We start from the raw sequence: 21,862 nt of genomic DNA on the forward strand, positions 1-21,862 counted from the left end.
TAAAAAAAGCCCGCCACCAGTAGGTGACGGGCTTGATGCAGCAATATTTTGGCGATGATGCCAAAAATTATGCTTACGCTTGCTGGTTCATCAGTTCGCTAAAGTTAGTGGCTTTCTCAGTCACTTTCGCTTTAGACAGAACAGCTTCAACAGCTTGTTCTTCCAGAGCAACATTACGCATGTTGTCCATCAGTTCTTTGTTTTTGCCGTAGAATTCTACAACTTCAGTCGGATCTTCGTAGGCAGAAGCCATTTCTTCGATCAGACCTTTAACGCGTTCTTCGTCAGCTTTCAGCTCATGGGTACGAATTACTTCGCCCAGCAGCAGGCCAACAACTACACGACGTTTAGCTTGTTCTTCGAACAGTTCACGTGGCAGTTCCAGCGCTTGTTTCTCGTTGCCACCAAAACGCTGAGCAGCCTGGCGACGCAGAACGTCGATTTCGCTGTCGATCAGTGCTGCTGGAACGTCGATGTTGTTCGCATTAACCAGACCGTCGATTGCTTGAGACTTGATGCGGTTACGCACTGCGCCTTTCAGCTCACGATCCATGTTTTTACGAACTTCGGTACGCAGACCAGCTACAGAACCATCTTCAACGCCGAAACGCTTGATGAATTCTTCAGTAAATTCTGGCAGTTCACGCTCTTCTACTTTCTTCAGAACGATGTCGAACTTAGCCGCTTTACCTTTCAGGTTTTCAGCATGGTAATCTTCTGGGAAGGTCACTTCGATAGTGAATTCCTCGCCAGCTTTGTGACCAACCAGACCGTCTTCAAAACCTGGGATCATACGACCCTGGCCCATTGCCAGCACGAAGTCAGATGCTTTGCCGCCTTCGAATACTTCGCCGTCTACAGAACCGGTGAAATCGATAGTTACGCGGTCTTCTGCAGTTGCAGCAGCGTCTGAATCTTTCCAGGTCGCCTGTTGCTTACGCAGGGTGTCCAGCATTGCATCAACGTCTTCGTCAGTCACTTCAACAACCGGTTTTTCAACTTCGATTGCTTCCAGACCCTGCAGCTCAACTTCTGGGTACACTTCAAACTCAACCGCGTAGGTAAAGTCTTCGCCCAGTTTGTATTCGCCTGGAACGTAGTTCGGTGCGCCAGCTGGATTGATTTTTTCTTTGATGATCGCTTCAACAAAGTTGCGGCTCATCAATTCGCCCAACACGTCCTGGCGAACAGAAGCGCCATAGCGTTGTGCGATAACAGTCATCGGCACTTTTCCTTTACGGAAACCGTCGATACGGGCTTTCTTTGCCACGTTGACCAGCTCGCTTTTTACAGCGGTTTCGATGCTGTCTGCAGCGATAGTAATCGTGAGACGGCGGCCAAGGCCCTGAGTGGTTTCAACTGAAACTTGCATCTTGTTACCTCAAAAAATCACAGTGCTCGGTCAACTCTGGAAGCGCTCATTTGCACTCCGCAGAACCGGGATGCCTTCTGTATCAGAATCACATTCCCTGTCGTCAGAATCGTCCCGAAGACATTCCGAAAAATAAGACGCAGCATTATAGCGGCATCACCAAGGTGAGTCGAGAACGGCAACACAGTGTTGCTGCGGCCCTTTTCACAGTTCTTTTGGATTTTTTGCCCAAACCCTGGAATAACGAGGGCTATTTCAGACAAAACAAAACGGCCCGCAGGCCGTTTTATAAAACACGATTCATATACCGCAACATAAAGGAAAAGTTCCCTCAGTTGCAAGTCTGAAGGTTAACTTCAGGCGATTGACCCTGCTCCACGGCAAGGTGGGGAGGCAAGAAGAGTGTCATGCAACCCCTCCCATTCCTTAATGGTGTAGGTATGCAGTGCCAGCGCATGCACAGTTGACGAGAGTTCTGCACTCAAAGTGCCATAAATCATACGATGACGATTTAAAAAACGCTCACCCACAAAACGGTCGCTGACCAGAACCACTTTGAAATGACTCTCTGAACCTGCCGGGACATTGTGACGATAGCTTTCATCCGCAACTTCCAGGATCACGGGTTCAAACGCTGCCCTTAATTTTGATTCTATTTGCTCGCGCATCATCATGAACTTTCTCCTCGACTACGTAGAGATGCCACTCATCCCTTTAAATGTTAGCCGCTTTTAGCCGTTTTAATAACGGAATTACAACAATTATTTAGCTTTCGTCTGATTTTCTAAGCCAAGCCCCTGTAGATTAATGTGATTACGGCACTAATCGAGGGCAAAGTGGTCAGATAGCTTTGCAACCGCTCAGAAAAAGCGCAACGCGATGAAATTACGTGCGTTAACTACTTCCCCTGGGCAACCGCAGTGTTATGATGGCGTGATTTTTTATCTGCCTGCCCCTTGAGTACATTGAGATAGCGAACATGTTAAAAAAACTATTATTCCCGTTGGTCGCCGTATTTATGCTGGCCAGCTGTGCAACACCACCTACTACCATTGATGTTTCTCCAACCATTAGCTTGCCACAGCAAGACCCAAGCTTGATGGGTGTGACTGTCAGCATCAACGGTGCAGATCAACGTAAAGACCAGGCTCTGGCTAAAGTCACTCGTGATAACCAACTGGTTACATTGACTCCATCTCGTGACCTGCGCTTCTTGCTGCAAGAAGTGCTGGAAAAACAGATGACTGCTCGTGGTTACATGGTTGGACCAAACAGCCCGGTTGATCTGCAAATCATCGTAAACCAGTTGTTTGCTGACGTGTCTCAGGGCAGCGTGCGCTACAACATCGCCACTAAAGCTGACATCGTGATCATTGCGACAGCGAAAAATGGCAACAAGATGACCAAAAACTACCGTTCTAGCTATAACGTAGAAGGGGCGTTCCAGGCCACCAACAAGAATATCGCCAACGCGGTGAACTCCGTATTGACTGATACCATTGCTGATATGGCTCAGGACACCAGCGTTCACGACTTTATTAAGCAGAACGCTCGTTAATCAATACCCCACCAGCCCGCGTCATGCGGGCTGGCTGTAGAGCAAAGTATGCCCAATCACTATCTGCGTCTCTTCCAACAACCTAAGTCAGCCATCCTTTTGATTTTAGGTTTTGCATCCGGTCTTCCACTCGCCCTCACCTCCGGCACGCTACAAGCATGGATGACGGTCGAGAACATTGATCTTAAAACCATTGGTTTCTTCTCGCTTGTCGGGCAAGCCTATGTATTTAAGTTTCTGTGGTCGCCGATTATGGACAGATACACGCCGCCGCTGCTTGGGCGTCGTCGTGGTTGGTTGCTGATCACCCAAATTCTGTTGCTGGTTGCTATTGCAGGTATGGGTTTCCTTGAACCCGGCTCGCAGTTACGCTGGATGGCAGCATTGGCTGTTGTCATTGCTTTCTGCTCGGCATCTCAAGATATCGTCTTTGATGCGTGGAAAACGGATGTTCTTCCGGCTGAGGAACGCGGCACGGGTGCAGCAATCAGTGTGTTGGGTTATCGCCTGGCAATGCTGGTATCGGGTGGTTTAGCGCTCTGGCTTGCGGATAGATACCTTGGCTGGCAAGGCATGTACTGGTTGATGGCCGCATTGATGCTGCCTTGTATCATCGCTACATTGCTAGCTCCAGAGCCCACCGATGCCATTCCGGTCCCAAAAAGCCTTGAACAAGCTGTGGTCGCTCCACTGCGTGATTTCTTTGGCCGCAACAATGCGTGGCTCATTCTGCTGCTGATTGTATTGTACAAACTCGGGGATGCGTTCGCCATGAGTTTGACGACCACATTTTTGATCCGCGGCGTAGGTTTTGATGCCGGTGAAGTCGGTATGGTGAATAAAACACTGGGTTTGATTGCCACAATCATTGGCGCACTCTACGGCGGCATTTTAATGCAGCGCCTGTCACTGTTCCGCGCATTGCTGATCTTTGGCATTTTGCAGGGTGTCTCTAATGCTGGTTACTGGCTTCTTTCGATTACCGATAAGAATATGTTCAGCATGGCAGCAGCCGTCTTCTTCGAAAACCTCTGCGGTGGCATGGGTACAGCGGCATTTGTCGCGCTGTTGATGACACTGTGCAATAAATCGTTTTCAGCCACTCAGTTTGCGCTGCTTTCAGCATTATCCGCAGTAGGCCGCGTTTATGTTGGCCCGATTGCCGGTTGGTTTGTTGAAGCGCAAGGTTGGCCTACTTTTTATTTATTCTCTGTTATTGCCGCTGTTCCAGGCATTCTGTTGCTGTTGGTTTGCAAAACAACGCTGGAATACACCCAGAATAACGATAGTTTCATTCCGCGAAGCGAATTTTCTTCCGCTTATCGTATAGCGCTTCAGGCATTGATGTTAGGTTGTGCCCTCTTAGCTGTATGGCTGGTGGTATTAATTACCAATGCGACAGGCCTGACAAACTGGGCGTTCAACATTCAGTTCCTGGAGTGGGGAGCGTTGTTTGCAGTTGGTGGGATTTTACTCGGAGGGATACTTGATTATCTGGCGTTGCGAAAATCAGCTTTAGTGTAAAATTCGTCAGATTAATAAAAATAATAAATTTCGCTTAGTAACTATATCGTTCGATTAACACGCAAATATTGATGTGATGAATTAATTGGCGAAAGCAAGCCAGTTTTTTTGCATTATTAGCAGGAAAATTATTTTCTTCGCACCTTTAACCGATTCAGCGAGCCGGTCAAATAATTTGCAGCTCATTTCGTTTGTTAATTGATGCTATTTTGTTAAATTTATGTTTAGTAAAATGATTGGTTATACCAATTAACCTGTACTATTTATAGCAACATAGGTTTTCGTTATAACCCAGCAGGGTTGCGGGCTATCTCGATATTTTACAGTTTGTTGCATTCTATGTGACATTGTCGGCAGAACCCGGTAACACCACACTGACACTACGCCATTCATGTTTACAGTAATGTAACCTTCCCGTAAAATGCCTTCACACTTTAAACGACAATTAGAGCTCCCCGGAATTGAGGTCGTTAAATGAGACTCAGGAAATACAATAAAAGTTTGGGATGGATGGCATTAATTACAGGCACTTTTTTACTGAGTGGCTGTGATTCTGCACTTCTGGACCCCAAAGGACAAATTGGACTGGAACAACGTTCATTGATACTGACAGCTATCGGGCTGATGTTGATAGTAGTAATACCCGCTATCGCAATGGCTATCGGTTTTGCCTGGAAGTATCGTGCTTCAAACACAAACGCCAAATACAGCCCCAACTGGTCGCACTCGAACAAAGTTGAAGCTGTGGTCTGGACGATTCCTATCCTTATCGTCATCTTCCTCGCGGTACTAACCTGGAAAACCACACACGCTCTTGAGCCAAGCAAACCGCTTGTTCATGATGCGAAGCCGGTGACCATCGAAGTTATCGCCATGGACTGGAAATGGTTCTTCATCTATCCAGAGCAAGGTATTGCTACGGTGAATGAAATCGCCTTCCCAGCCAACACCCCGGTGGAATTCAAAATCACGTCTAACTCAGTGATGAACTCCTTCTTTATTCCGCGCCTGGGCAGCCAAATCTACGCAATGGCAGGTATGCAGACCAAATTGCACCTGATTGCTGATGAAGCAGGCACCTACGACGGTATTTCGTCTAACTACAGCGGTAAAGGTTTCTCTGGGATGAAGTTCAAGGCAATCGCCACCCCAGATATGGACACCTTTAACCAATGGGTTGCTAAAGCTAAACAATCTCCAGAAGTCATGAACGATATGGCGACTTACGAGAAACTGGCGCAGCCTAGCGAATACAACAAAGTCGAATACTTCTCCGCTGTTAAGCCAGATTTGTTTAAAGACGTTATTAACAAATTCATGGGACACGGGAAGAGCATGGACATGACCCAACCGGAAGGCGAGCACGCAACGCATGAAGGAATGGAAGGCATGGACATGAGTCACGCGGAAACCTCTCACTAAGGGGCCGAGGAATAATACGATGTTCGGAAAACTTACACTGGATGCAGTCCCATACCATGAACCCATTATCATGGTTACGGTGGCAGCAATTCTCGTCGGGGGACTGGCGCTAGTTGCAGCTATCACTTACTTCGGTAAGTGGGAATATTTATGGAAAGAGTGGTTCACTTCGGTTGACCACAAACGCCTCGGCATAATGTACGTGATTGTCGCAATCGTCATGCTTCTGCGTGGCTTTGCAGACGCCATCATGATGCGTAGCCAGCAAGTTCTGGCCTCCGCCGGAGAAGCAGGCTTCCTGCCACCTCATCACTACGACCAGATCTTTACCGCCCACGGCGTAATTATGATCTTCTTCGTGGCGATGCCATTTGTTATCGGCCTGATGAACGTTGTCGTGCCGTTGCAGATTGGTGCGCGTGACGTAGCCTTCCCATTCCTGAACAACCTGAGCTTCTGGTTCACCGTTGTGGGTGTGGTGCTGGTTAACCTGTCTCTTGGGGTTGGTGAATTCGCGCAAACCGGTTGGGTGGCTTATCCGCCGCTATCGGGCATAGAGTACAGTCCGGGGGTCGGCGTCGACTACTGGATATGGGCACTACAGCTCTCAGGTATCGGTACGACATTAACGGGTATTAACTTCTTCGTTACTATCCTGAACATGCGTACACCTGGCATGACTATGTTCAAAATGCCGGTATTTACCTGGGCTTCACTATGCACCAACGTACTGATTATCGCGGCATTCCCAATCTTCACCGTGACCGTCGCACTGTTAACCCTTGACCGCTACCTTGGCACCCATTTCTTTACCAATGATATGGGTGGCAACATGATGATGTATATCAACCTCATCTGGGCATGGGGCCACCCGGAAGTTTATATCCTGGTGCTGCCGGTGTTTGGTGTGTTCTCAGAAGTGGTTGCAACATTCTCGAAAAAACGCCTGTTCGGTTACACCTCTCTGGTGTGGGCGACCATCGCGATTACGGTACTGTCGTTCATCGTTTGGCTGCACCACTTCTTTACCATGGGAAGCGGCGCGAACGTAAACGCCTTCTTCGGTATCGCCACCATGATTATCGCCATCCCGACTGGGGTGAAGATCTTCAACTGGCTGTTCACCATGTATCAAGGCCGTATCGTGTTCAACTCCGCGATGCTGTGGACTATTGGCTTCGTTGTCACCTTCTCTATCGGTGGCATGACCGGTGTTCTGTTAGCGGTTCCGGGTGCTGACTTCGTACTGCACAACAGCCTGTTCCTGATTGCTCACTTCCATAACGTGATTATCGGTGGTGTAGTGTTCGGTTGCTTCGCAGGCCTGACTTACTGGTGGCCAAAAGCCTTCGGCTTCACGCTGAACGAAACCTGGGGCAAGCGCGCATTCTGGTTCTGGATCATCGGCTTCTTCGTGGCATTTATGCCGCTGTACGTGCTGGGCTTCATGGGTATGACCCGTCGCCTGAGCCAGCAGATTGATCCGCAGTTCCACACTCTGCTGGTTGTTGCAGCTTGTGGTGCAGGGCTGATTGCTCTGGGCATCCTGTGCCAGCTGATTCAGTTCTACGTCTCAATCCGTGACCGTGAGCAGAATCGTGACCTGACAGGTGACCCATGGGGTGGCCGTACGCTGGAGTGGTCAACTTCCTCTCCTCCTCCGTTCTACAACTTTGCCCACCTGCCACACGTTCATGAACGTGATGCATTCTGGGAAATGAAAGAGAAAGGTGAAGCGTACAAACAGCCAACGCATTATGAAGAAATTCATATGCCACGTAACAGCGCAGCAGGCATCGTTATTGCCGCGTTCGCTACCGTGTTTGGTTTCGCGATGATCTGGCACATCTGGTGGCTGGCGATTGTTGGCTTTGCCGGCATCATCATCACCTGGATTGCGAAAAGCTTCGACGAAGATGTGGATTACTACGTTCCGGTTGCGGAAGTCGAAAAACTGGAAAACCAGCACTTCGATGAAATTACCAAAGCAGGGCTGAAAAATGTCAACTGAAACTCTCACTCACGCTAACGCCCACGCCGCAGAGCATGGGCATCACGATGCAGGAACCAATAAAGTCTTTGGTTTCTGGATCTACCTGATGAGCGACTGCATTCTGTTCTGTTGCTTGTTTGCTACCTATGCCGTTCTGGTGAACGGCACCGCCGGCGGCCCGGCAGGGAAAGACATTTTCGAACTGCCATTTGTGCTGGTTGAAACTGCTCTGCTGTTGTTCAGCTCCATCACCTACGGCATGGCGATCATCTCCATGAACAAAGGCAACAAGAGCCAGGTTATCTCCTGGCTTGCGCTGACCTTCCTGTTTGGTGCGGGCTTCGTCGCGATGGAAATCTATGAATTCCATCACCTGATCAAAGAAGGTTTCGGTCCGGATCGTAGCGGCTTCCTGTCAGGCTTCTTTGCCCTGGTTGGTACGCACGGTCTGCACGTAACTTCTGGTTTGGTCTGGATGGCGTTGATGATGTTCCACGTTTACCGTCGCGGCTTGACCAGTGCTAACCGTACTCGCCTGATGTGCCTGAGCTTGTTCTGGCACTTCCTGGATGTGGTATGGATCTGCGTATTCTCGGTTGTTTATCTGATGGGGGCGATGTAATGAGTCATTCAAATGAACACGCTGGCGCCCACCACGGTAGCGTTAAAACCTATATGACTGGTTTTATCCTGTCGATCATCCTGACGGCAATCCCGTTCTGGATGGTTATGACAGGTACAGCGTCTCACGCCGTAATTCTTGGCGTGGTGCTGGTAAGTGCTGTGGTACAGATTTTGGTTCACCTGGTGTGCTTCCTGCACATGAACACCTCTTCTGAGGAGCGTTGGAACCTGGTGGCCTTTGCCTTTACTGCGCTGATAATAGCCATTCTGGTGGTCGGCTCTATCTGGATTATGTGGAACCTCAACCAGAACATGATGGTTCACTAAGAGCAGCCTATATGATGAAGCGGTACCTACAAGTAACTAAACCAGGAATTATTTTCGGCAATTTAATTTCTGTCATTGGCGGATTTTTACTGGCCTCAAAGGGCAGTATTGATTATTCCCTGTTTATATCCACCCTTGTTGGGGTGTCGTTGGTCGTGGCGTCGGGTTGTGTCTATAACAACTTCATTGACCGCGACATCGACCGCAAGATGGAGAGAACCAAGAACAGGGTTCTGGTCAAAGGCCTGATTGCGCCGAAAACCTCGCTGGTATACGCCACCTTGTTGGGTATTGCTGGCTTCATGCTGCTGTGGTTTGGTGCTAACCCGCTGGCCATGTGGTTAGGTGTGATGGGCTTTGTGGTTTATGTCGGCGTTTATAGCCTGTACATGAAGCGCCACTCCGTCTACGGCACGTTAATTGGCAGCCTGTCAGGTGCTGCACCGCCGGTTATTGGTTACTGCGCTGTAACCAATGAATTTGATGCCGGTGCTTTAATCCTGCTGGCTATCTTTAGCCTGTGGCAGATGCCGCACTCGTACGCGATTGCTATCTTCCGCTTTAAAGATTACCAGGCCGCCAACATTCCGGTGTTGCCGGTGGTTAAAGGGATTTCAGTCGCCAAAAACCACATCACGGTTTATATCATCGCTTTTGCTGTCGCAACGTTGATGCTGTCGCTGGGTGGTTATGCCGGATGGAAATATCTGGTTGTAGCTGCCGCCGTCAGTGTCTGGTGGTTGGGCATGGCATTACGTGGTTATAAAGTGGAAGACGATAAAGTCTGGGCGCGCAAATTGTTCGTCTTTTCAATCGTTGCTATCACCTCATTAAGCGTGATGATGTCGGTCGATTTCATGGTGCCAGATTCACAAAATCTTATGACTTACGTCTGGTAAGTTATGAACCTCATAAAAGGGCGCAATTGCGCCCTTTTTTATTAATGCCATCAAGCATTCCACATTGTAATATTTATTAAACAACCAGCCATTTACCCTCCCCTGCCCACGCACTACACTAAGGCCTGCTTTTTATCTGAGGTGGTAATGAACGATTACAAAATGACGCCCGTCGAGTTACGTGCGACGTGGGGTTTAGGCACGGTATTTTCACTGCGCATGCTCGGCATGTTTATGGTGCTACCGGTTCTTACTACTTACGGAATGGCGCTACATGGTGCCAGTGAAGCGCTAATTGGTATTGCCATCGGCATCTATGGCCTTGCTCAAGCTGTCTTCCAGATTCCTTTTGGTCTGCTTTCCGACCGCATTGGCCGCAAACCGCTAATTATCGGCGGCTTGCTGATTTTCGTGCTTGGTAGCGTAATAGCAGCGCTGTCTGACTCTATCTGGGGCGTTATTCTTGGCCGTGCATTGCAAGGCTCAGGTGCAATTGCTGCGGCTGTAATGGCACTGCTTTCGGATTTAACCCGCGAACAGAATCGTACCAAAGCTATGGCTTTTATCGGCGTGAGCTTCGGCGTCACCTTTGCCATCGCCATGGTACTTGGCCCAATCATCACTCATAGCCTCGGCTTAAACGCACTGTTCTGGATGATTGCCGTATTGGCAAGTTGCGGCATTTTAATCACCCTCTGGGTGGTACCAAACACCAAAAATCATGTGTTGAACCGTGAGTCCGGCATGGTGAAAGGCTGCTTTAGCAAAGTGCTGGCCGAACCAAAACTACTGAAACTGAACTTCGGCATCATGTGCCTGCACATCATGCTGATGTCGACGTTTGTCGCACTCCCAGGTCAACTCGAACAGGCTGGATTCCCGGCGTCTGAGCACTGGAAAGTTTACCTTTGCACTATGCTGATAGCTTTTGCTTCGGTGGTGCCATTTATCATTTATGCGGAAGTAAAACGCCGTATGAAACGCGTGTTTGTCGGCTGTGTTGCATTACTACTTATCGCTGAAATTGTCCTGTGGGGTTCCGGCCCGCACTTCTGGGAACTGGTGTTGGGTGTCCAATTGTTCTTCCTCGCCTTTAACCTAATGGAAGCTATTTTACCGTCGCTTATCAGCAAGGAATCTCCGGCAGGTTACAAAGGCACGGCGATGGGGATTTATTCCACCAGCCAGTTTTTAGGCGTAGCCATTGGCGGTTCACTGGGCGGATGGATTGACGGATTATTTGATTCACAGACGGTATTCTTGATGGGCGCATTGCTGGCAATGGTGTGGCTACTGGTAAGTAGCACTATGACTGAGCCGCCGTATGTGGCAAGCCTGCGAATTGAACTACCAGAAGATGTAACCGCAGACGAATCACTAAAACAGCGTTTGCTGGCTCAACATGGTGTGAGTGACGTGAATATTATCGCGCAGGAACGCAGCGCCTACGTGAAGATAGACAGTAAGCTAACGAATCGATTTGAGATTGAACAGTTGGTGAAAGGGGCGTAAAGCCCCTTTAAAAATCAGTCGCGGAAGTTTTTAAACTGGAACGGTTGCCCCAAATCACCACCACGAACCAGCGCCATTGCGGCCTGTAAATCGTCGCGAGATTTGCCGGTTACACGCAGCTCTTCGCCCTGAATCTGCACCTGAACTTTTGTTTTGCTGTCTTTAATCAGCTTCACAATTTTCTTGGCGATAGTCGATTCAATGCCCTGCTTGAGCTTCGCTTCAACGCTCCAGGTTTTACCGCTGTGCACGAACTCTTCCGGCACATCAATTGAAGCCCCTTCGATACCGCGCTTAAGCAGCTTGGCACGAAGAATATCCAACAGTTGGTTGACCTGGAAGTCAGACTCGCTGGCAACTTTGATGGACTGATTTTTCTCATTCAGTTCAAATGTTGCCGGCACATTACGGAAGTCAAAACGAGTAGCAACCTCACGTTCCGCGTTTTCAATCGCGTTACGCACTTCCTGGATATCAATTTCAGACACAATGTCAAAAGATGGCATGCTTTCTTCTCCCTCTCTTTTTGTTGCGTTGCATAATACCTGCTGGGCCGCGCAAAACAACCCGTTAAAGCACGAGAGAGCCCTGTATAATATAGATTAAGCAAAACATCTGCTGCCAGGAGGCAAAATGAAAATCACCGTGCTAGGTTGCGGTGCGCTCGGCCAACTCTGGCTGGCATCGCTTTTTAAGCAAGGACATGAAGTCCAGGGATGGTTGCGCGTGCCGCAACCTTTTTGCCATGTCAATCTGGTTGAAACCGATGGTAGCGTGTTCAACCAAACGCTTATCGCCAACGATCCTGATTTTCTCGCCAACAGTGATTTGTTGCTGGTGACACTTAAAGCATGGCAGGTTTCTGGCGCTGTAAAAGTCCTGGTGGGAAGACTCCCGGCAAACAGCCCAATTCTGCTGCTCCACAACGGTATGGGGACGCTCGAAGAGTTACGCAGCATACATCAACCCATTTTACTGGGCGTCACCACACACGCCGCACGCCGCGACGGTAACGTGATTATTCACGTCGCCAATGGCATAACGCATATTGGGCCAGGAAACGCGGCGGGCCACAATTTCAGCTATCTCGCCGATACCCTGCACAATGTGTTGCCCGAAATAGCCTGGCACGACAACATCCTGCCTGCCAGTTGGAAGAAGCTGGCGGTAAATTGCGTGATTAACCCTCTCACCGCACTCTACAATTGCCCGAATGGTGATTTACGCCAGCATCAAAATGAAGTCAGCGATATTTGCCACGAAGTCGCTATGGTAATGGAACGCGAAGGTCACCATACGACGCCTGAAGACTTGATTTATTATGTCGGCGAAGTTATCGAAAGCACGGCGGAAAACATCTCGTCGATGCTTCAGGATGTGCGGGTCGAACGCCACACCGAGATTGATTACATTACTGGTTATTTACTGCAACGCGCGCGCGCCCATGGCCTTTCAGTGCCGGTGAACAGCCGCTTGTATGAGCAAATAAAGCGTAAGGAGAATGAATATGAGCGCTCGAGCACTGGTTTGTCTGGCTCCTGGGACTGAAGAGACCGAAGCCGTCACCACTATCGATCTTCTGGTCCGTGGCGGTATTAGCGTTACCACAGCAAGCGTTGCCAGCGATGGGGATCTGACGATTACCTGCTCGCGTGGGGTAAAACTACTGGCTGACGCGCCGCTGGTTGAAGTGGCGGACGGTGAGTTCGATATCATCGTGTTGCCGGGCGGCTTAAAAGGTGCGGAATGTTTCCGCGACAGCCCACTACTGGTTGAAACCGTGCGCCAGTTCCATCTTTCAGGCCGCATTGTGGCCGCGATTTGTGCCGCAGCCGGTACGGTATTGGTTCCGCATGAACTTTTCCCGATTGCAAATATGACTGGCTTTCCAGGGCTGAAAGAGACGATTCCCGAAGCTCAGTGGCAGGATAAGCGTATTGTGTGGGATCCGCGCGTCAACCTGTTAACCAGCCAGGGGCCAGGTACAGCCATTGATTTTGCGCTGAAGATTATCGACTTGCTGGTGAGCCGTGAAAAAGCCCATGAGGTGTCACAGCAATTGGTATTGGCAGCGGGAATTTATAGCTACAGGGATTATCAGTAAACGTGTTGTCGGATGTCGCTTTGGCTAATCCGACCTACGTGAAGCAGTTATTGAGCGGGTATGCAGAACGCAACCCGCCAACTGATTAAGCGCGATAAACCTTCACGTTCTCAAAACCTTGCTCACGCAGATACAGCGCCTGCAAACGACTCATCACACCGCGGTCGCACCACAGCAAATAGTTTTTGCTCTGATCCAAATCGCCAAATGCAGTGCTCAGCTTGTAGAACGGCATTGATGCCACTTCCACACCTTCTGGTTTGAATGGCTTATCGTCCTGCTCGTCGATAGAACGGATATCCAGCAGCACGTCATTCGGGCCAAATGCATCAACGGTTTCAACTTCCGTAACGACTTCTTTGCTCTGATTGGCGATTTCACGGATATCGATGTTGCTGGCTTCTTCAATCACGCGATCGAGGATGGAGAAGTCAAAGTTGGCTTCTTCAGCTTCAATCTTCGCTTTCACCGCTTTAACGGTTGGGCTCTTCGAGATAACACCGCAGTATTCCGGCATGGTACGCGCAAAGTCGGCTGTACCAATTTCACGAGCCAGATCGATGATGTGCTCTTTATCGTGAGAGATAAGCGGGCGCAGAATCAACGTATCAGAAACATTATCGATTAAACGCAAGTTGGTCAGCGTCTGGCTGGAAACCTGGCCCAGCGCCTCGCCGGTTACCAGTGCCTGCACGCCGTAGCGTTCAGCAACACGGGACGCAGCACGCACAAACATACGCTTAAGCACCACGCCCATCTGGCCGTCTTCGACTTTCTCGAGGATTTCGCCAACAACAGGTTCAAAGTTGATCGCCACAAAGCGCACACGGTGGGAGCTGCCAAAACGGTTCCACAGATAGTGAGCAACCTGTTTAACGCCGATTTCGTGCGCAGCACCACCGAGGTTGAAGAAGCAATAGTGCACGCGGCAACCGCGACGCATCAGCATGTAGCTGGAAACACCGGAGTCGAAACCGCCGGAAATCAGCGACAGCACATCTTCTTGCGTGCCAATCGGGAAACCGCCGATGCCTTCATAGCGGCCTTTAACCAGCAGCAGGCGATCGTTTTCGATTTCCAGATTAACGGTAACTTCTGGTTTAGTCAGTTTTACGCGCGCAGATTCAATGTGTTGATTCAGGCCGCCACCAACATAACGTTCAACTTCAATTGAGCTGAACTCATGTTTACCACGACGTTTTACACGCACGCAGAAGGTTTTGCCTTCCAGTTGATCGCGATAAAGCTCCAGCGCCTGTTCGAAGATATTGTGCAAGTCGGTAAACGGCACATCTTCAACTTCCAGAATGTGGTGAATACCGGGAATGCGGGTCAACGCTTCACGAATGGCGATGCGCTGATTTTCATCTTTAGCGCGAACTTCAATGTTGTCCCAGTGGCGAACAACCGCCAGATCTTCATCGTAGTGTTTTAAAACGTTGCGAATGTTCCCGGTGAGCATCTTAATAAAGCGTATGCGCACAGATTGACTCTTGATGGTGATTTCCGGGAACAATTTAATGATAAACTTCATGGCGGCTTAGATTCGTTGATGAGCCAGGCATAATATGAATCATGCGGGCTGGAAGACTTAAAGAACTGCAACGGCGAGTTGCCGCTGCATCCGAGGCGCGCAAGTATATCACTAACCTCTGCTAACCAACATGCTCATGGTTACTTGCTTGTCAGTTTCCGCTACCATTGCAGAGTCGCAAAAATTATTAGAGTCAGACATTCACTATGCCGAAAAAAACCGAAGTCCCAGCCAGTTTTGAAACTGCGCTTGTGGAGCTTGAGCAGATTGTTACTCGTCTGGAGAGCGGAGATTTAGCGCTCGAAGAGGCGTTAAATGAATTTGAGCGTGGGGTGCAGCTTGCACGCCAGGGTCAGGTGAAACTGCAACAAGCAGAACAACGCGTACAAATCCTGCTAAACGATAGCGAAGACGCCCCACTCAAGCCTTTTACCCCGGATAACGAGTAAATGGATTTTAACCATCAGTTGCAGGCCCACGCCGAGCGGGCCAACGATGCGCTGCTGCGTTTTCTGGCACCGCTACCGTTTCAGAACACTCCTCTGGTTGAGGCTATGCACTATGGCGCACTATTTGGTGGCAAGAGACTGCGCCCTTTCCTGGTTTATGCGACCGGGGAAATGTTCGGCATAGCGCAAGAGACGCTGGATGCACCTGCTGCGGCAATCGAATGTATCCATGCTTATTCATTGATTCACGATGATTTACCCGCCATGGATGACGACGATTTGCGTCGTGGGCAACCGACTTGTCACATCAAATTCGGTGAAGCCAGTGCCATTTTGGCAGGAGATGCCCTACAAACGTTGGCGTTTTCTATACTAAGTGATGCACCAATGGCGGGCGTGGCGATTGCAGACCGGCTGGCGATGGTGAAAGAACTCGCAACTGCCAGTGGCGTGGCTGGAATGTGTGGCGGCCAGGCGCTTGATCTGGAAGCAGAAGGTAAGCATGTTGACCTGCAAAGCCTTGAGCGCATTCATCGCCATAAAACCGGGGCGTTAATTCGTGCCGCTGTTCGTCTGGGTGCATTAAGCGCAGGTGATGCAGGCCGTAACGCCCTGCCGTTGCTTGACCGTTATGCTGAAAGCATTGGGCTAGCATTCCAGGTTCAGGACGATATCCTCGACGTTATTGGTGATACCGCGACATTGGGTAAACGCCAGGGCGCCGACCAGCATCTGGGTAAAAGTACCTATCCGGCCTTGTTGGGGCTTGAAAATGCCAAAGCTAAAGCTTGGGATCTCTACCAGGATTCTCTCAGGGCGCTGGAAGGCCTGGCTCGCCAGTCGTTAGACACTACCGCACTGGAAGCGTTAGCGAGCTATATAATCCAACGTGATAAATAATTATTAACTACCCTTTGGCATTCAGGCGCAGGCTTGAAGGATGAAGGGTAAACACCACGATGAGTTTCTTAATGAGTTTTGATATTGCCAAATACCCGACCCTCGCACTGGTGGAATCAGCCCCTGAGCTACGCCTGTTGCCAAAAGAGAGCTTACCGAAACTTTGTGACGAGCTGCGTCGTTACCTGCTCGATAGCGTAAGCCGTTCCAGCGGGCACTTTGCCTCTGGCCTTGGCACGGTAGAACTGACCGTGGCGCTTCACTATGTGTATAACACCCCGTTTGACCAGTTAATCTGGGATGTCGGTCATCAGGCTTATCCGCATAAAATCATTACTGGCCGTCGTGACAAAATTGGCACTATCCGCCAGAAAGGTGGCTTGCATCCCTTCCCATGGCGCGCCGAGAGCGAATATGACGTATTGAGCGTGGGCCACTCGTCCACCTCAATCAGTGCGGGAATTGGTATCGCAGTAGCCGCTGGCAAAGAAGGCAAAGAGCGTCGTACCGTTTGCGTCATTGGCGATGGCGCAATCACCGCAGGTATGGCGTTTGAAGCGATGAACCATGCGGGTGACATTCGCCCAAATATGCTGGTTATTCTTAACGACAACGAAATGTCGATTTCTGAGAATGTCGGTGCGCTAAACAACCACCTCGCGCAACTGCTTTCGGGCAAACTCTACTCTTCGCTGCGTGAAGGCGGGAAAAAAGTGTTCTCCGGCGTACCGCCGATTAAAGAGCTGCTCAAACGTACCGAAGAGCACCTGAAAGGTATGGTGGTTCCGGGAACGTTGTTTGAAGAGCTAGGCTTTAACTATATTGGCCCGGTTGACGGGCATGATGTTGTTGGCCTGGTGAATACGCTGAAGAACATGCGTGACCTGAACGGGCCGCAGTTCCTGCACATCATGACCAAAAAAGGTCGTGGCTACGCGCCTGCTGAAAAAGACCCGATTAGCTTCCACGCAGTGCCTAAATTTGACCCGCAAAGCGGCACGCTGCCGAAAGCGGCGGGCGGCCTGCCGAGCTATTCGAAAATCTTCGGTAACTGGTTATGCGAAACCGCAGCCAAAGACGACAAACTGATGGCTGTCACGCCTGCAATGCGCGAAGGCTCCGGTATGGTGGAGTTTTCACGCCAGTATCCGTCGCAATATTTTGATGTCGCGATTGCCGAACAGCACGCAGTTACATTTGCTGCTGGCCTCGCCATTGGCGGTTACAAACCGGTTGTCGCCATTTACTCGACCTTCCTGCAACGCGCATACGATCAGGTGATTCACGACGTCGCCATCCAGAAGTTGCCGGTGTTATTTGCCATCGACCGTGCGGGCATTGTTGGCGCTGATGGCCAAACCCATCAGGGCGCGTTCGACATCTCCTTCCTGCGCTGCATTCCGGAAATGGTCATCATGACACCGAGTGATGAAAACGAATGCCGCCAGATGCTGCACACCGGTTATCACTACAACGCAGGCCCATCGGCGGTGCGTTATCCGCGAGGTAATGGTACTGGCGCTGAATTACAGCCGCTGGAGTCGCTGCCAATCGGTAAAGGTGTGAAGAAACGCGCTGGTGAGAAAGTCGCGCTGCTGAACTTCGGCACGCTGTTGCCGGAAGCGGAAGCCGTTGCCCAATCACTGAATGCAACGCTGGTCGATATGCGTTTTGTGAAGCCGCTTGATGAAGCGCTGATTCTGGAACTGGCTGCCAGCCACGAATCACTGGTGACAATAGAAGAGAATGCGGTCATGGGTGGTGCTGGGAGTGGCGTCAACGAAGTGCTGATGGTCAACCGTAAAGTGGTTCCGGTGCTGAATATTGGCCTGCCGGATTACTTTATTCCGCAAGGCACTCAGGAAGAAGCGCGTGCCGCCATTGGGCTTGATGCTCAAGGCATGGAAACGAAGATCCGCGACTGGCTTAAATAATCCCCTGCTCCACTCCTGCTATGCTTAAAGGAACCTGAATAGTTGGAGTGGAAGTATGCAATACAACACGTTAGGAAAAACAGACCTCAAAGTTTCCCGCCTTTGCCTGGGCTGCATGACCTTTGGTGAGCCAGACCGTGGCAAACACGCCTGGACACTTCCTGAAGAGAGCAGCCGCCTCATCATCAAACACGCCATCGATAACGGCATTAATTTCTTTGATACCGCCAATAGCTATTCCGACGGTAGCAGCGAAGAGATTGTCGGGCGTGCTCTTAAAGACTTCATGCGCCGCGAAGATGCCGTACTGGCTACCAAGGTTTACCATCAGGTCGGCGATTTGGCTGAAGGCTTGTCACGAGCACAGATTTTGCGTTCGATTGATGACAGCTTGCGCCGCCTTGGGACCGATTATGTCGATCTGCTGCAAATCCACCGCTGGGACTACAACACGCCTATTGAAGAGACGCTTGAAGCGCTAAACGATGTGGTGAAAGCGGGTAAAGCACGTTATATCGGCGCGTCGTCCATGCACAGCTCCCAGTTTGCGCAAGCGCTGGCATTGCAGGATCAACATGGCTGGGCGCGTTTCGTCACCATGCAGGATCACTACAATCTGATCTATCGTGAAGAAGAGCTCGATATGCTGCCGCTGTGCTACGAACAGGGGATCGCCGTGATCCCCTGGAGCCCGCTTGCACGCGGCAAGTTGACTCGCCCATGGGGTGATACCACCGCGCGCTCGGTGTCTGATGAGTTTGGTAAAACGCTGTACGAAGGGAGCCGGGATAACGATGCGCTGATTGCTGAACGTCTGGCGAATGTCGCGGATGATAAAGGTGTGTCACGGGCGCAGGTCGCGCTGGCATGGCTGCTGAGTAAGCCGGGGATTGCCGCGCCGATTATTGGTACCTCGCGTGAGCACCAACTGGATGATTTACTGGGTGCGGCGGATTTAACGCTGAAACCTGAAGAGATTGCCGAGCTGGAAACGGTATACGAACCGCATGAAAAGGTAGGATTCAAGTAACTGTTCAATGCACTTACACTCTCCATCAGGAGAGTGTAAGGGTTGTTTAAATCAGAACAAGCCAATCGGCCAGTGGTGACCAATCACATAGATTATTCCCGCGGAGAACACCCCGGCGACAATGTCATCCACCATGATCCCCATACCTCCATGCACGTTACGGTCAAACCAACGGATTGGCCACGGCTTCCAGATATCGAGAATTCGGAATACCAAAAAGCCTGCGGCAACCCAGCGCCAGTCGTTGATTGGCAGCGCCATCAGCGTAATCCACATGCCGATGAATTCATCCCACACTATACTGCCGTGGTCATGAACCCCCATATCACGTGCGGTCTGGTGGCACAGATAAACACCAATACAAATACCAAGCATGATGACCATGGAATAGAGCTGCCATGGCAAAAATGTCATCAGATACCACAATGGGATCGCTGCAAGCGACCCCACGGTACCCGGCATTATTGGACTTAAGCCACTGCCAAAACCAGTGGCAAGCAAATGCCAGGGATTGCTGAGTTTGAGACGGCTTTTAGCCACATCTTTAGCGCGAGGCAAAGTGATCGTATCCTTTTAAATCCAGCGTAACCGGTTTGCCATTTTGCAAGAACTGCAGCCCTTCAGACTCAGGCGCAACCTGGCCGATGCAAGTAAATGGAATTCCAAGATTGCCAATAGCGACATCCAGGGCACCACGATTGAGTTCCGGCACGGTAAAGCACAGCTCGTAATCTTCTCCGCCAGAAAGCGCCCATTGCAACCCGAGTTCAGCGCTGACGTTAGTTTTCAAGGCGGTCGAATATGGCAGAGCATCGAGATCTATGCGCGCTCCACATCCGCTTGCTTTAAGAATATGACCTAAATCAGAGATTAGCCCGTCAGAGAGGTCAATTGCGCTGCTGGCGAGATCACGCAAGGCCTGCCCGTGCAGCACGCGAGGAGTTGGGCGCAAATGGCGCTTTTTAAGATATGCAGCTTGCGCGGGATCTTTAACCACTAAGCGATCCTGCAAAATGGCCAGGCCAGCTGCGCTGTCGCCCGGCGTACCCGTGACGTAGATCCAGTCACCTGGCCGCGCGCCACTTCGTTTAAGCGCACGCCCCACCGGCACGAGACCATGAATACCCAGCGTCATTGCGAGCGGACCACGTGTGGTATCACCGCCGATCAGCTGCATATCGTAGTATTCGAGTTGTTCAAACAGACTATCGCTGAAGGCTTCAAGCCAGCTTTCATCGACTTCAGGAAGGGTAATAGCCAGCGTCAGCCAGGCCGGATCGGCGCCCATAGCAGCCAAATCGCTTAGATTAACAGCCAGAGCTTTGTAGCCCAAATCGCGGGGATCGATATCCGGCAGGAAGTGGATGCCTGAGACTAGCGTATCAGTGCTTATCGCTAAAAGTTGCTTCTCGGCTACCGTCAGCAATGCACAATCATCGCCGATTCCGGTTTCCACATCGCGACGGGAACTGCTTACGCGATCAAAATAACGGGCAATTAAGGAAAACTCACCGCATGCCATTCGTTACGCCTCTGAATATACCCATCATTCTGCAAGCTGCAGGGGTGTTCGCTGCAACTTGAATGCTAACGGATATAGAATAAAAAAAGGCCGGGTATTCAGTATTCTTTAGGCTACAGCGTTGTTAGCTGTAGCTCAAAAACTCATGAATAATCACCGGCCAGAAGATTACTTTTTGCGGGGACGAATCTGTGGAGCAGCTTTATCAAGCACACCATTGACGAACTTGTGGCTGTCTTCGGCACCGAAGGTTTTCGCAAGATCAATGGCTTCGTTGATTGCCACTTTGTATGGCACGTCATCACGTTTAGCCAATTCAAACAGTGCAATACGCAGAACCGCTTTTTCTACCTGACCCAACTCTTCGAGCTGGCGAGACAGGTAAGGCTTCATTAGCCCATCCAGATACGCGCTGTTAGTAGCCACCCCGACCAACAGTTCGCGGAAGTAGTTAACGTCAACGTCTTTGACGTCCTGTTCAGCCAGGAACTGGTATTCGACATCAGCGATGTCATTTCGAGATAACTGCCAGGAGTATAGCGCCTGAACGGCACACTCACGGGCACGGCGACGAGCAGCAGGTTTCACAGATTTCCCCTTACAAAAAATCAGGCCTTGATGGCTTTCAATACATTAATCATTTCAAGCGCGGTCAGTGCAGCTTCTGCACCCTTGTTACCGGCTTTTGTGCCAGCGCGTTCGATGGCTTGTTCAATACTTTCGGTGGTCAGCACGCCAAAGGCGACTGGAATACCACTTTCCTGCGCAACATGTGCCAGGCCATTGCTGGCACCACCAGCAACATATTCAAAGTGAGCTGTGCCGCCACGGATAACCGTACCCAGCGCAATCACCGCGTCATAATTACCGGTTTTCGCCAGTGCATCTGCCGCCAGTGGCAACTCGTAAGCACCCGGAACCCAGACCACGGTGATATTTTCATCTTTAACCTGGCCGATACGTTTCAGGGCGTCAAGCGCACCATCCAGCAGGCTGTCATTGATGAAGTTGTTAAAACGCGCGATGGTGATGGCGACGCGAGCGTCTGGAGTAGCAACGGCTGCTTCAATGATGTTCATATTCTTCCTTTACGGTTCTGTTTAGCCCCGTTAGGGGGGCGGATTTTATCATAAACTTTTCGTGCCCGCTTACGTTTTA

Annotated in this window: 22 protein-coding genes; 14 read left to right on the forward strand and 8 right to left on the reverse strand. The window is 50.4% G+C overall.

Annotation, left to right across the window (positions count from 1 at the left end; translation table 11 throughout):
- Positions 1-73: 73 nt before the first annotated feature.
- Both tig and bolA read right to left on the reverse strand, forming a co-directional pair.
- Positions 74-1,372, reverse strand: a complete 1,299-nt coding sequence (gene tig / locus EDF88_RS08425; protein ID WP_064516633.1) for a trigger factor — start codon at positions 1,370-1,372, stop codon at positions 74-76.
- A 356-nt stretch (positions 1,373-1,728) separates the two neighbouring features.
- The gene (gene bolA / locus EDF88_RS08430; protein WP_064516631.1) at positions 1,729-2,046 is read right to left on the reverse strand and encodes a transcriptional regulator BolA; all 318 of its coding nucleotides are present in this window, start codon (positions 2,044-2,046) and stop codon (positions 1,729-1,731) included.
- Between the two features lie 305 nt (positions 2,047-2,351).
- On the opposite strand from bolA, the gene EDF88_RS08435 reads away from it, so the two are divergent.
- From EDF88_RS08435 to EDF88_RS08470, 8 genes are all read left to right on the forward strand, one after another.
- The gene (locus EDF88_RS08435; RefSeq protein ID WP_034457986.1) at positions 2,352-2,930 is read left to right on the forward strand and encodes a lipoprotein; all 579 of its coding nucleotides are present in this window, start codon (positions 2,352-2,354) and stop codon (positions 2,928-2,930) included.
- Between the two features lie 48 nt (positions 2,931-2,978).
- Positions 2,979-4,454 carry a muropeptide MFS transporter AmpG gene (ampG, locus tag EDF88_RS08440; protein WP_064516629.1) on the forward strand — a complete coding sequence of 492 codons (1,476 nt, stop codon included), beginning with the start codon at positions 2,979-2,981 and terminating at the stop codon, positions 4,452-4,454.
- A gap of 474 nt (positions 4,455-4,928) precedes the next feature.
- The gene (gene cyoA, locus EDF88_RS08445) at positions 4,929-5,876 is read left to right on the forward strand and encodes a cytochrome o ubiquinol oxidase subunit II (RefSeq protein ID WP_134184044.1); all 948 of its coding nucleotides are present in this window, start codon (positions 4,929-4,931) and stop codon (positions 5,874-5,876) included.
- 19 nt (positions 5,877-5,895) lie between these two features.
- Positions 5,896-7,887, forward strand: coding sequence for a cytochrome o ubiquinol oxidase subunit I (gene cyoB, locus EDF88_RS08450; RefSeq protein WP_064516625.1), 1,992 nt, complete (start codon positions 5,896-5,898; stop codon positions 7,885-7,887).
- Positions 7,877-8,491 (forward strand): cytochrome o ubiquinol oxidase subunit III, encoded by a 615-nt coding sequence (locus tag EDF88_RS08455; RefSeq protein WP_064516623.1) that lies wholly within the window; start codon positions 7,877-7,879, stop codon positions 8,489-8,491. Before cyoB ends, EDF88_RS08455 begins: the two co-directional genes overlap by 11 nt.
- Complete coding sequence (locus EDF88_RS08460; RefSeq protein ID WP_034457975.1) at positions 8,491-8,820, forward strand: cytochrome o ubiquinol oxidase subunit IV; 330 nt, start codon at positions 8,491-8,493, stop codon at positions 8,818-8,820. The genes EDF88_RS08455 and EDF88_RS08460 overlap by 1 nt, the downstream gene beginning before the upstream one ends.
- An 11-nt stretch (positions 8,821-8,831) precedes the next feature.
- Entirely contained in the window at positions 8,832-9,719 is an 888-nt protein-coding gene (cyoE, locus tag EDF88_RS08465; protein WP_064516621.1) for a heme o synthase, read from the forward strand.
- Between the two features lie 147 nt (positions 9,720-9,866).
- Positions 9,867-11,231, forward strand: a complete 1,365-nt coding sequence (locus EDF88_RS08470) for an MFS transporter (protein ID WP_134184046.1) — start codon at positions 9,867-9,869, stop codon at positions 11,229-11,231.
- Between the two features lie 14 nt (positions 11,232-11,245).
- Here the strand turns inward: EDF88_RS08470 and EDF88_RS08475 are convergent, their stop codons facing one another.
- Positions 11,246-11,737, reverse strand: a complete 492-nt coding sequence (locus EDF88_RS08475; RefSeq protein WP_064516617.1) for a YajQ family cyclic di-GMP-binding protein — start codon at positions 11,735-11,737, stop codon at positions 11,246-11,248.
- Positions 11,738-11,864: 127 nt separating this feature from the next.
- Between EDF88_RS08475 and panE the strand changes: the two genes are divergently transcribed.
- Complete coding sequence (gene panE, locus EDF88_RS08480) at positions 11,865-12,779, forward strand: 2-dehydropantoate 2-reductase (RefSeq protein WP_064516615.1); 915 nt, start codon at positions 11,865-11,867, stop codon at positions 12,777-12,779.
- Positions 12,739-13,335, forward strand: a complete 597-nt coding sequence (gene yajL / locus EDF88_RS08485) for a protein deglycase YajL (protein ID WP_064516613.1) — start codon at positions 12,739-12,741, stop codon at positions 13,333-13,335. Before panE ends, yajL begins: the two co-directional genes overlap by 41 nt.
- An 85-nt stretch (positions 13,336-13,420) precedes the next feature.
- Here the strand turns inward: yajL and thiI are convergent, their stop codons facing one another.
- Complete coding sequence (gene thiI / locus EDF88_RS08490; RefSeq protein ID WP_064516610.1) at positions 13,421-14,869, reverse strand: tRNA uracil 4-sulfurtransferase ThiI; 1,449 nt, start codon at positions 14,867-14,869, stop codon at positions 13,421-13,423.
- Between the two features lie 206 nt (positions 14,870-15,075).
- On the opposite strand from thiI, the gene xseB reads away from it, so the two are divergent.
- The 4 genes from xseB (at position 15,076) to EDF88_RS08510 (ending at position 19,182) form a co-directional block, all read left to right on the forward strand.
- Positions 15,076-15,318, forward strand: a complete 243-nt coding sequence (gene xseB / locus EDF88_RS08495) for an exodeoxyribonuclease VII small subunit (RefSeq protein WP_034493701.1) — start codon at positions 15,076-15,078, stop codon at positions 15,316-15,318.
- Entirely contained in the window at positions 15,319-16,218 is a 900-nt protein-coding gene (ispA, locus tag EDF88_RS08500; protein ID WP_064516608.1) for a (2E,6E)-farnesyl diphosphate synthase, read from the forward strand.
- A gap of 71 nt (positions 16,219-16,289) precedes the next feature.
- The gene (gene dxs, locus EDF88_RS08505) at positions 16,290-18,152 is read left to right on the forward strand and encodes a 1-deoxy-D-xylulose-5-phosphate synthase (RefSeq protein WP_134184209.1); all 1,863 of its coding nucleotides are present in this window, start codon (positions 16,290-16,292) and stop codon (positions 18,150-18,152) included.
- A 55-nt stretch (positions 18,153-18,207) separates the two neighbouring features.
- Complete coding sequence (locus tag EDF88_RS08510; RefSeq protein ID WP_134184049.1) at positions 18,208-19,182, forward strand: aldo/keto reductase; 975 nt, start codon at positions 18,208-18,210, stop codon at positions 19,180-19,182.
- Positions 19,183-19,233: 51 nt separating this feature from the next.
- Here EDF88_RS08510 and pgpA read toward each other — a convergent pair whose 3' ends face one another.
- The 4 genes from pgpA to ribE all read right to left on the reverse strand — a co-directional run bounded on the left by pgpA (position 19,234) and on the right by ribE (position 21,783).
- Positions 19,234-19,740 (reverse strand): phosphatidylglycerophosphatase A, encoded by a 507-nt coding sequence (gene pgpA / locus EDF88_RS08515; RefSeq protein WP_134184051.1) that lies wholly within the window; start codon positions 19,738-19,740, stop codon positions 19,234-19,236.
- On the reverse strand, positions 19,727-20,704 hold the full coding sequence (thiL, locus tag EDF88_RS08520) for a thiamine-phosphate kinase (protein WP_134184053.1): 978 nt from the start codon (positions 20,702-20,704) through the stop codon (positions 19,727-19,729). The genes pgpA and thiL overlap by 14 nt, the downstream gene beginning before the upstream one ends.
- Positions 20,705-20,872: 168 nt before the next feature.
- On the reverse strand, positions 20,873-21,292 hold the full coding sequence (nusB, locus tag EDF88_RS08525; protein ID WP_034457944.1) for a transcription antitermination factor NusB: 420 nt from the start codon (positions 21,290-21,292) through the stop codon (positions 20,873-20,875).
- Between the two features lie 20 nt (positions 21,293-21,312).
- Positions 21,313-21,783, reverse strand: a complete 471-nt coding sequence (gene ribE / locus EDF88_RS08530; RefSeq protein WP_034457942.1) for a 6,7-dimethyl-8-ribityllumazine synthase — start codon at positions 21,781-21,783, stop codon at positions 21,313-21,315.
- Positions 21,784-21,862: the final 79 nt, after the last annotated feature.

This window comes from Buttiauxella sp. BIGb0552 (genome assembly GCF_004366275.1).
Classification (GTDB): domain Bacteria; phylum Pseudomonadota; class Gammaproteobacteria; order Enterobacterales; family Enterobacteriaceae; genus Buttiauxella; species Buttiauxella gaviniae.

What these genes read in the sequence shown, in the direction of transcription:
- EDF88_RS08435 (WP_034457986.1), top strand. Translation starts at nt 2,352, where the DNA reads ATGTTAAAAAAACTATTATTCCCGTTGGTCGCCGTATTTATGCTGGCC.
- EDF88_RS08470 (WP_134184046.1), top strand. Translation starts at nt 9,867, where the DNA reads ATGAACGATTACAAAATGACGCCCGTCGAGTTACGTGCGACGTGGGGT.
- ispA (WP_064516608.1), top strand. Translation starts at nt 15,319, where the DNA reads ATGGATTTTAACCATCAGTTGCAGGCCCACGCCGAGCGGGCCAACGAT.
- ampG (WP_064516629.1), top strand. Translation starts at nt 2,979, where the DNA reads ATGCCCAATCACTATCTGCGTCTCTTCCAACAACCTAAGTCAGCCATC.
- cyoB (WP_064516625.1), top strand. Translation starts at nt 5,896, where the DNA reads ATGTTCGGAAAACTTACACTGGATGCAGTCCCATACCATGAACCCATT.
- cyoA (WP_134184044.1), top strand. Translation starts at nt 4,929, where the DNA reads ATGAGACTCAGGAAATACAATAAAAGTTTGGGATGGATGGCATTAATT.
- xseB (WP_034493701.1), top strand. Translation starts at nt 15,076, where the DNA reads ATGCCGAAAAAAACCGAAGTCCCAGCCAGTTTTGAAACTGCGCTTGTG.
- EDF88_RS08475 (WP_064516617.1), bottom strand. Translation starts at nt 11,737, where the DNA reads ATGCCATCTTTTGACATTGTGTCTGAAATTGATATCCAGGAAGTGCGT.
- EDF88_RS08510 (WP_134184049.1), top strand. Translation starts at nt 18,208, where the DNA reads ATGCAATACAACACGTTAGGAAAAACAGACCTCAAAGTTTCCCGCCTT.
- yajL (WP_064516613.1), top strand. Translation starts at nt 12,739, where the DNA reads ATGAGCGCTCGAGCACTGGTTTGTCTGGCTCCTGGGACTGAAGAGACC.
- thiL (WP_134184053.1), bottom strand. Translation starts at nt 20,704, where the DNA reads ATGGCATGCGGTGAGTTTTCCTTAATTGCCCGTTATTTTGATCGCGTA.
- ribE (WP_034457942.1), bottom strand. Translation starts at nt 21,783, where the DNA reads ATGAACATCATTGAAGCAGCCGTTGCTACTCCAGACGCTCGCGTCGCC.
- bolA (WP_064516631.1), bottom strand. Translation starts at nt 2,046, where the DNA reads ATGATGATGCGCGAGCAAATAGAATCAAAATTAAGGGCAGCGTTTGAA.
- dxs (WP_134184209.1), top strand. Translation starts at nt 16,290, where the DNA reads ATGAGTTTTGATATTGCCAAATACCCGACCCTCGCACTGGTGGAATCA.
- panE (WP_064516615.1), top strand. Translation starts at nt 11,865, where the DNA reads ATGAAAATCACCGTGCTAGGTTGCGGTGCGCTCGGCCAACTCTGGCTG.
- EDF88_RS08455 (WP_064516623.1), top strand. Translation starts at nt 7,877, where the DNA reads ATGTCAACTGAAACTCTCACTCACGCTAACGCCCACGCCGCAGAGCAT.
- tig (WP_064516633.1), bottom strand. Translation starts at nt 1,372, where the DNA reads ATGCAAGTTTCAGTTGAAACCACTCAGGGCCTTGGCCGCCGTCTCACG.
- cyoE (WP_064516621.1), top strand. Translation starts at nt 8,832, where the DNA reads ATGATGAAGCGGTACCTACAAGTAACTAAACCAGGAATTATTTTCGGC.
- EDF88_RS08460 (WP_034457975.1), top strand. Translation starts at nt 8,491, where the DNA reads ATGAGTCATTCAAATGAACACGCTGGCGCCCACCACGGTAGCGTTAAA.
- thiI (WP_064516610.1), bottom strand. Translation starts at nt 14,869, where the DNA reads ATGAAGTTTATCATTAAATTGTTCCCGGAAATCACCATCAAGAGTCAA.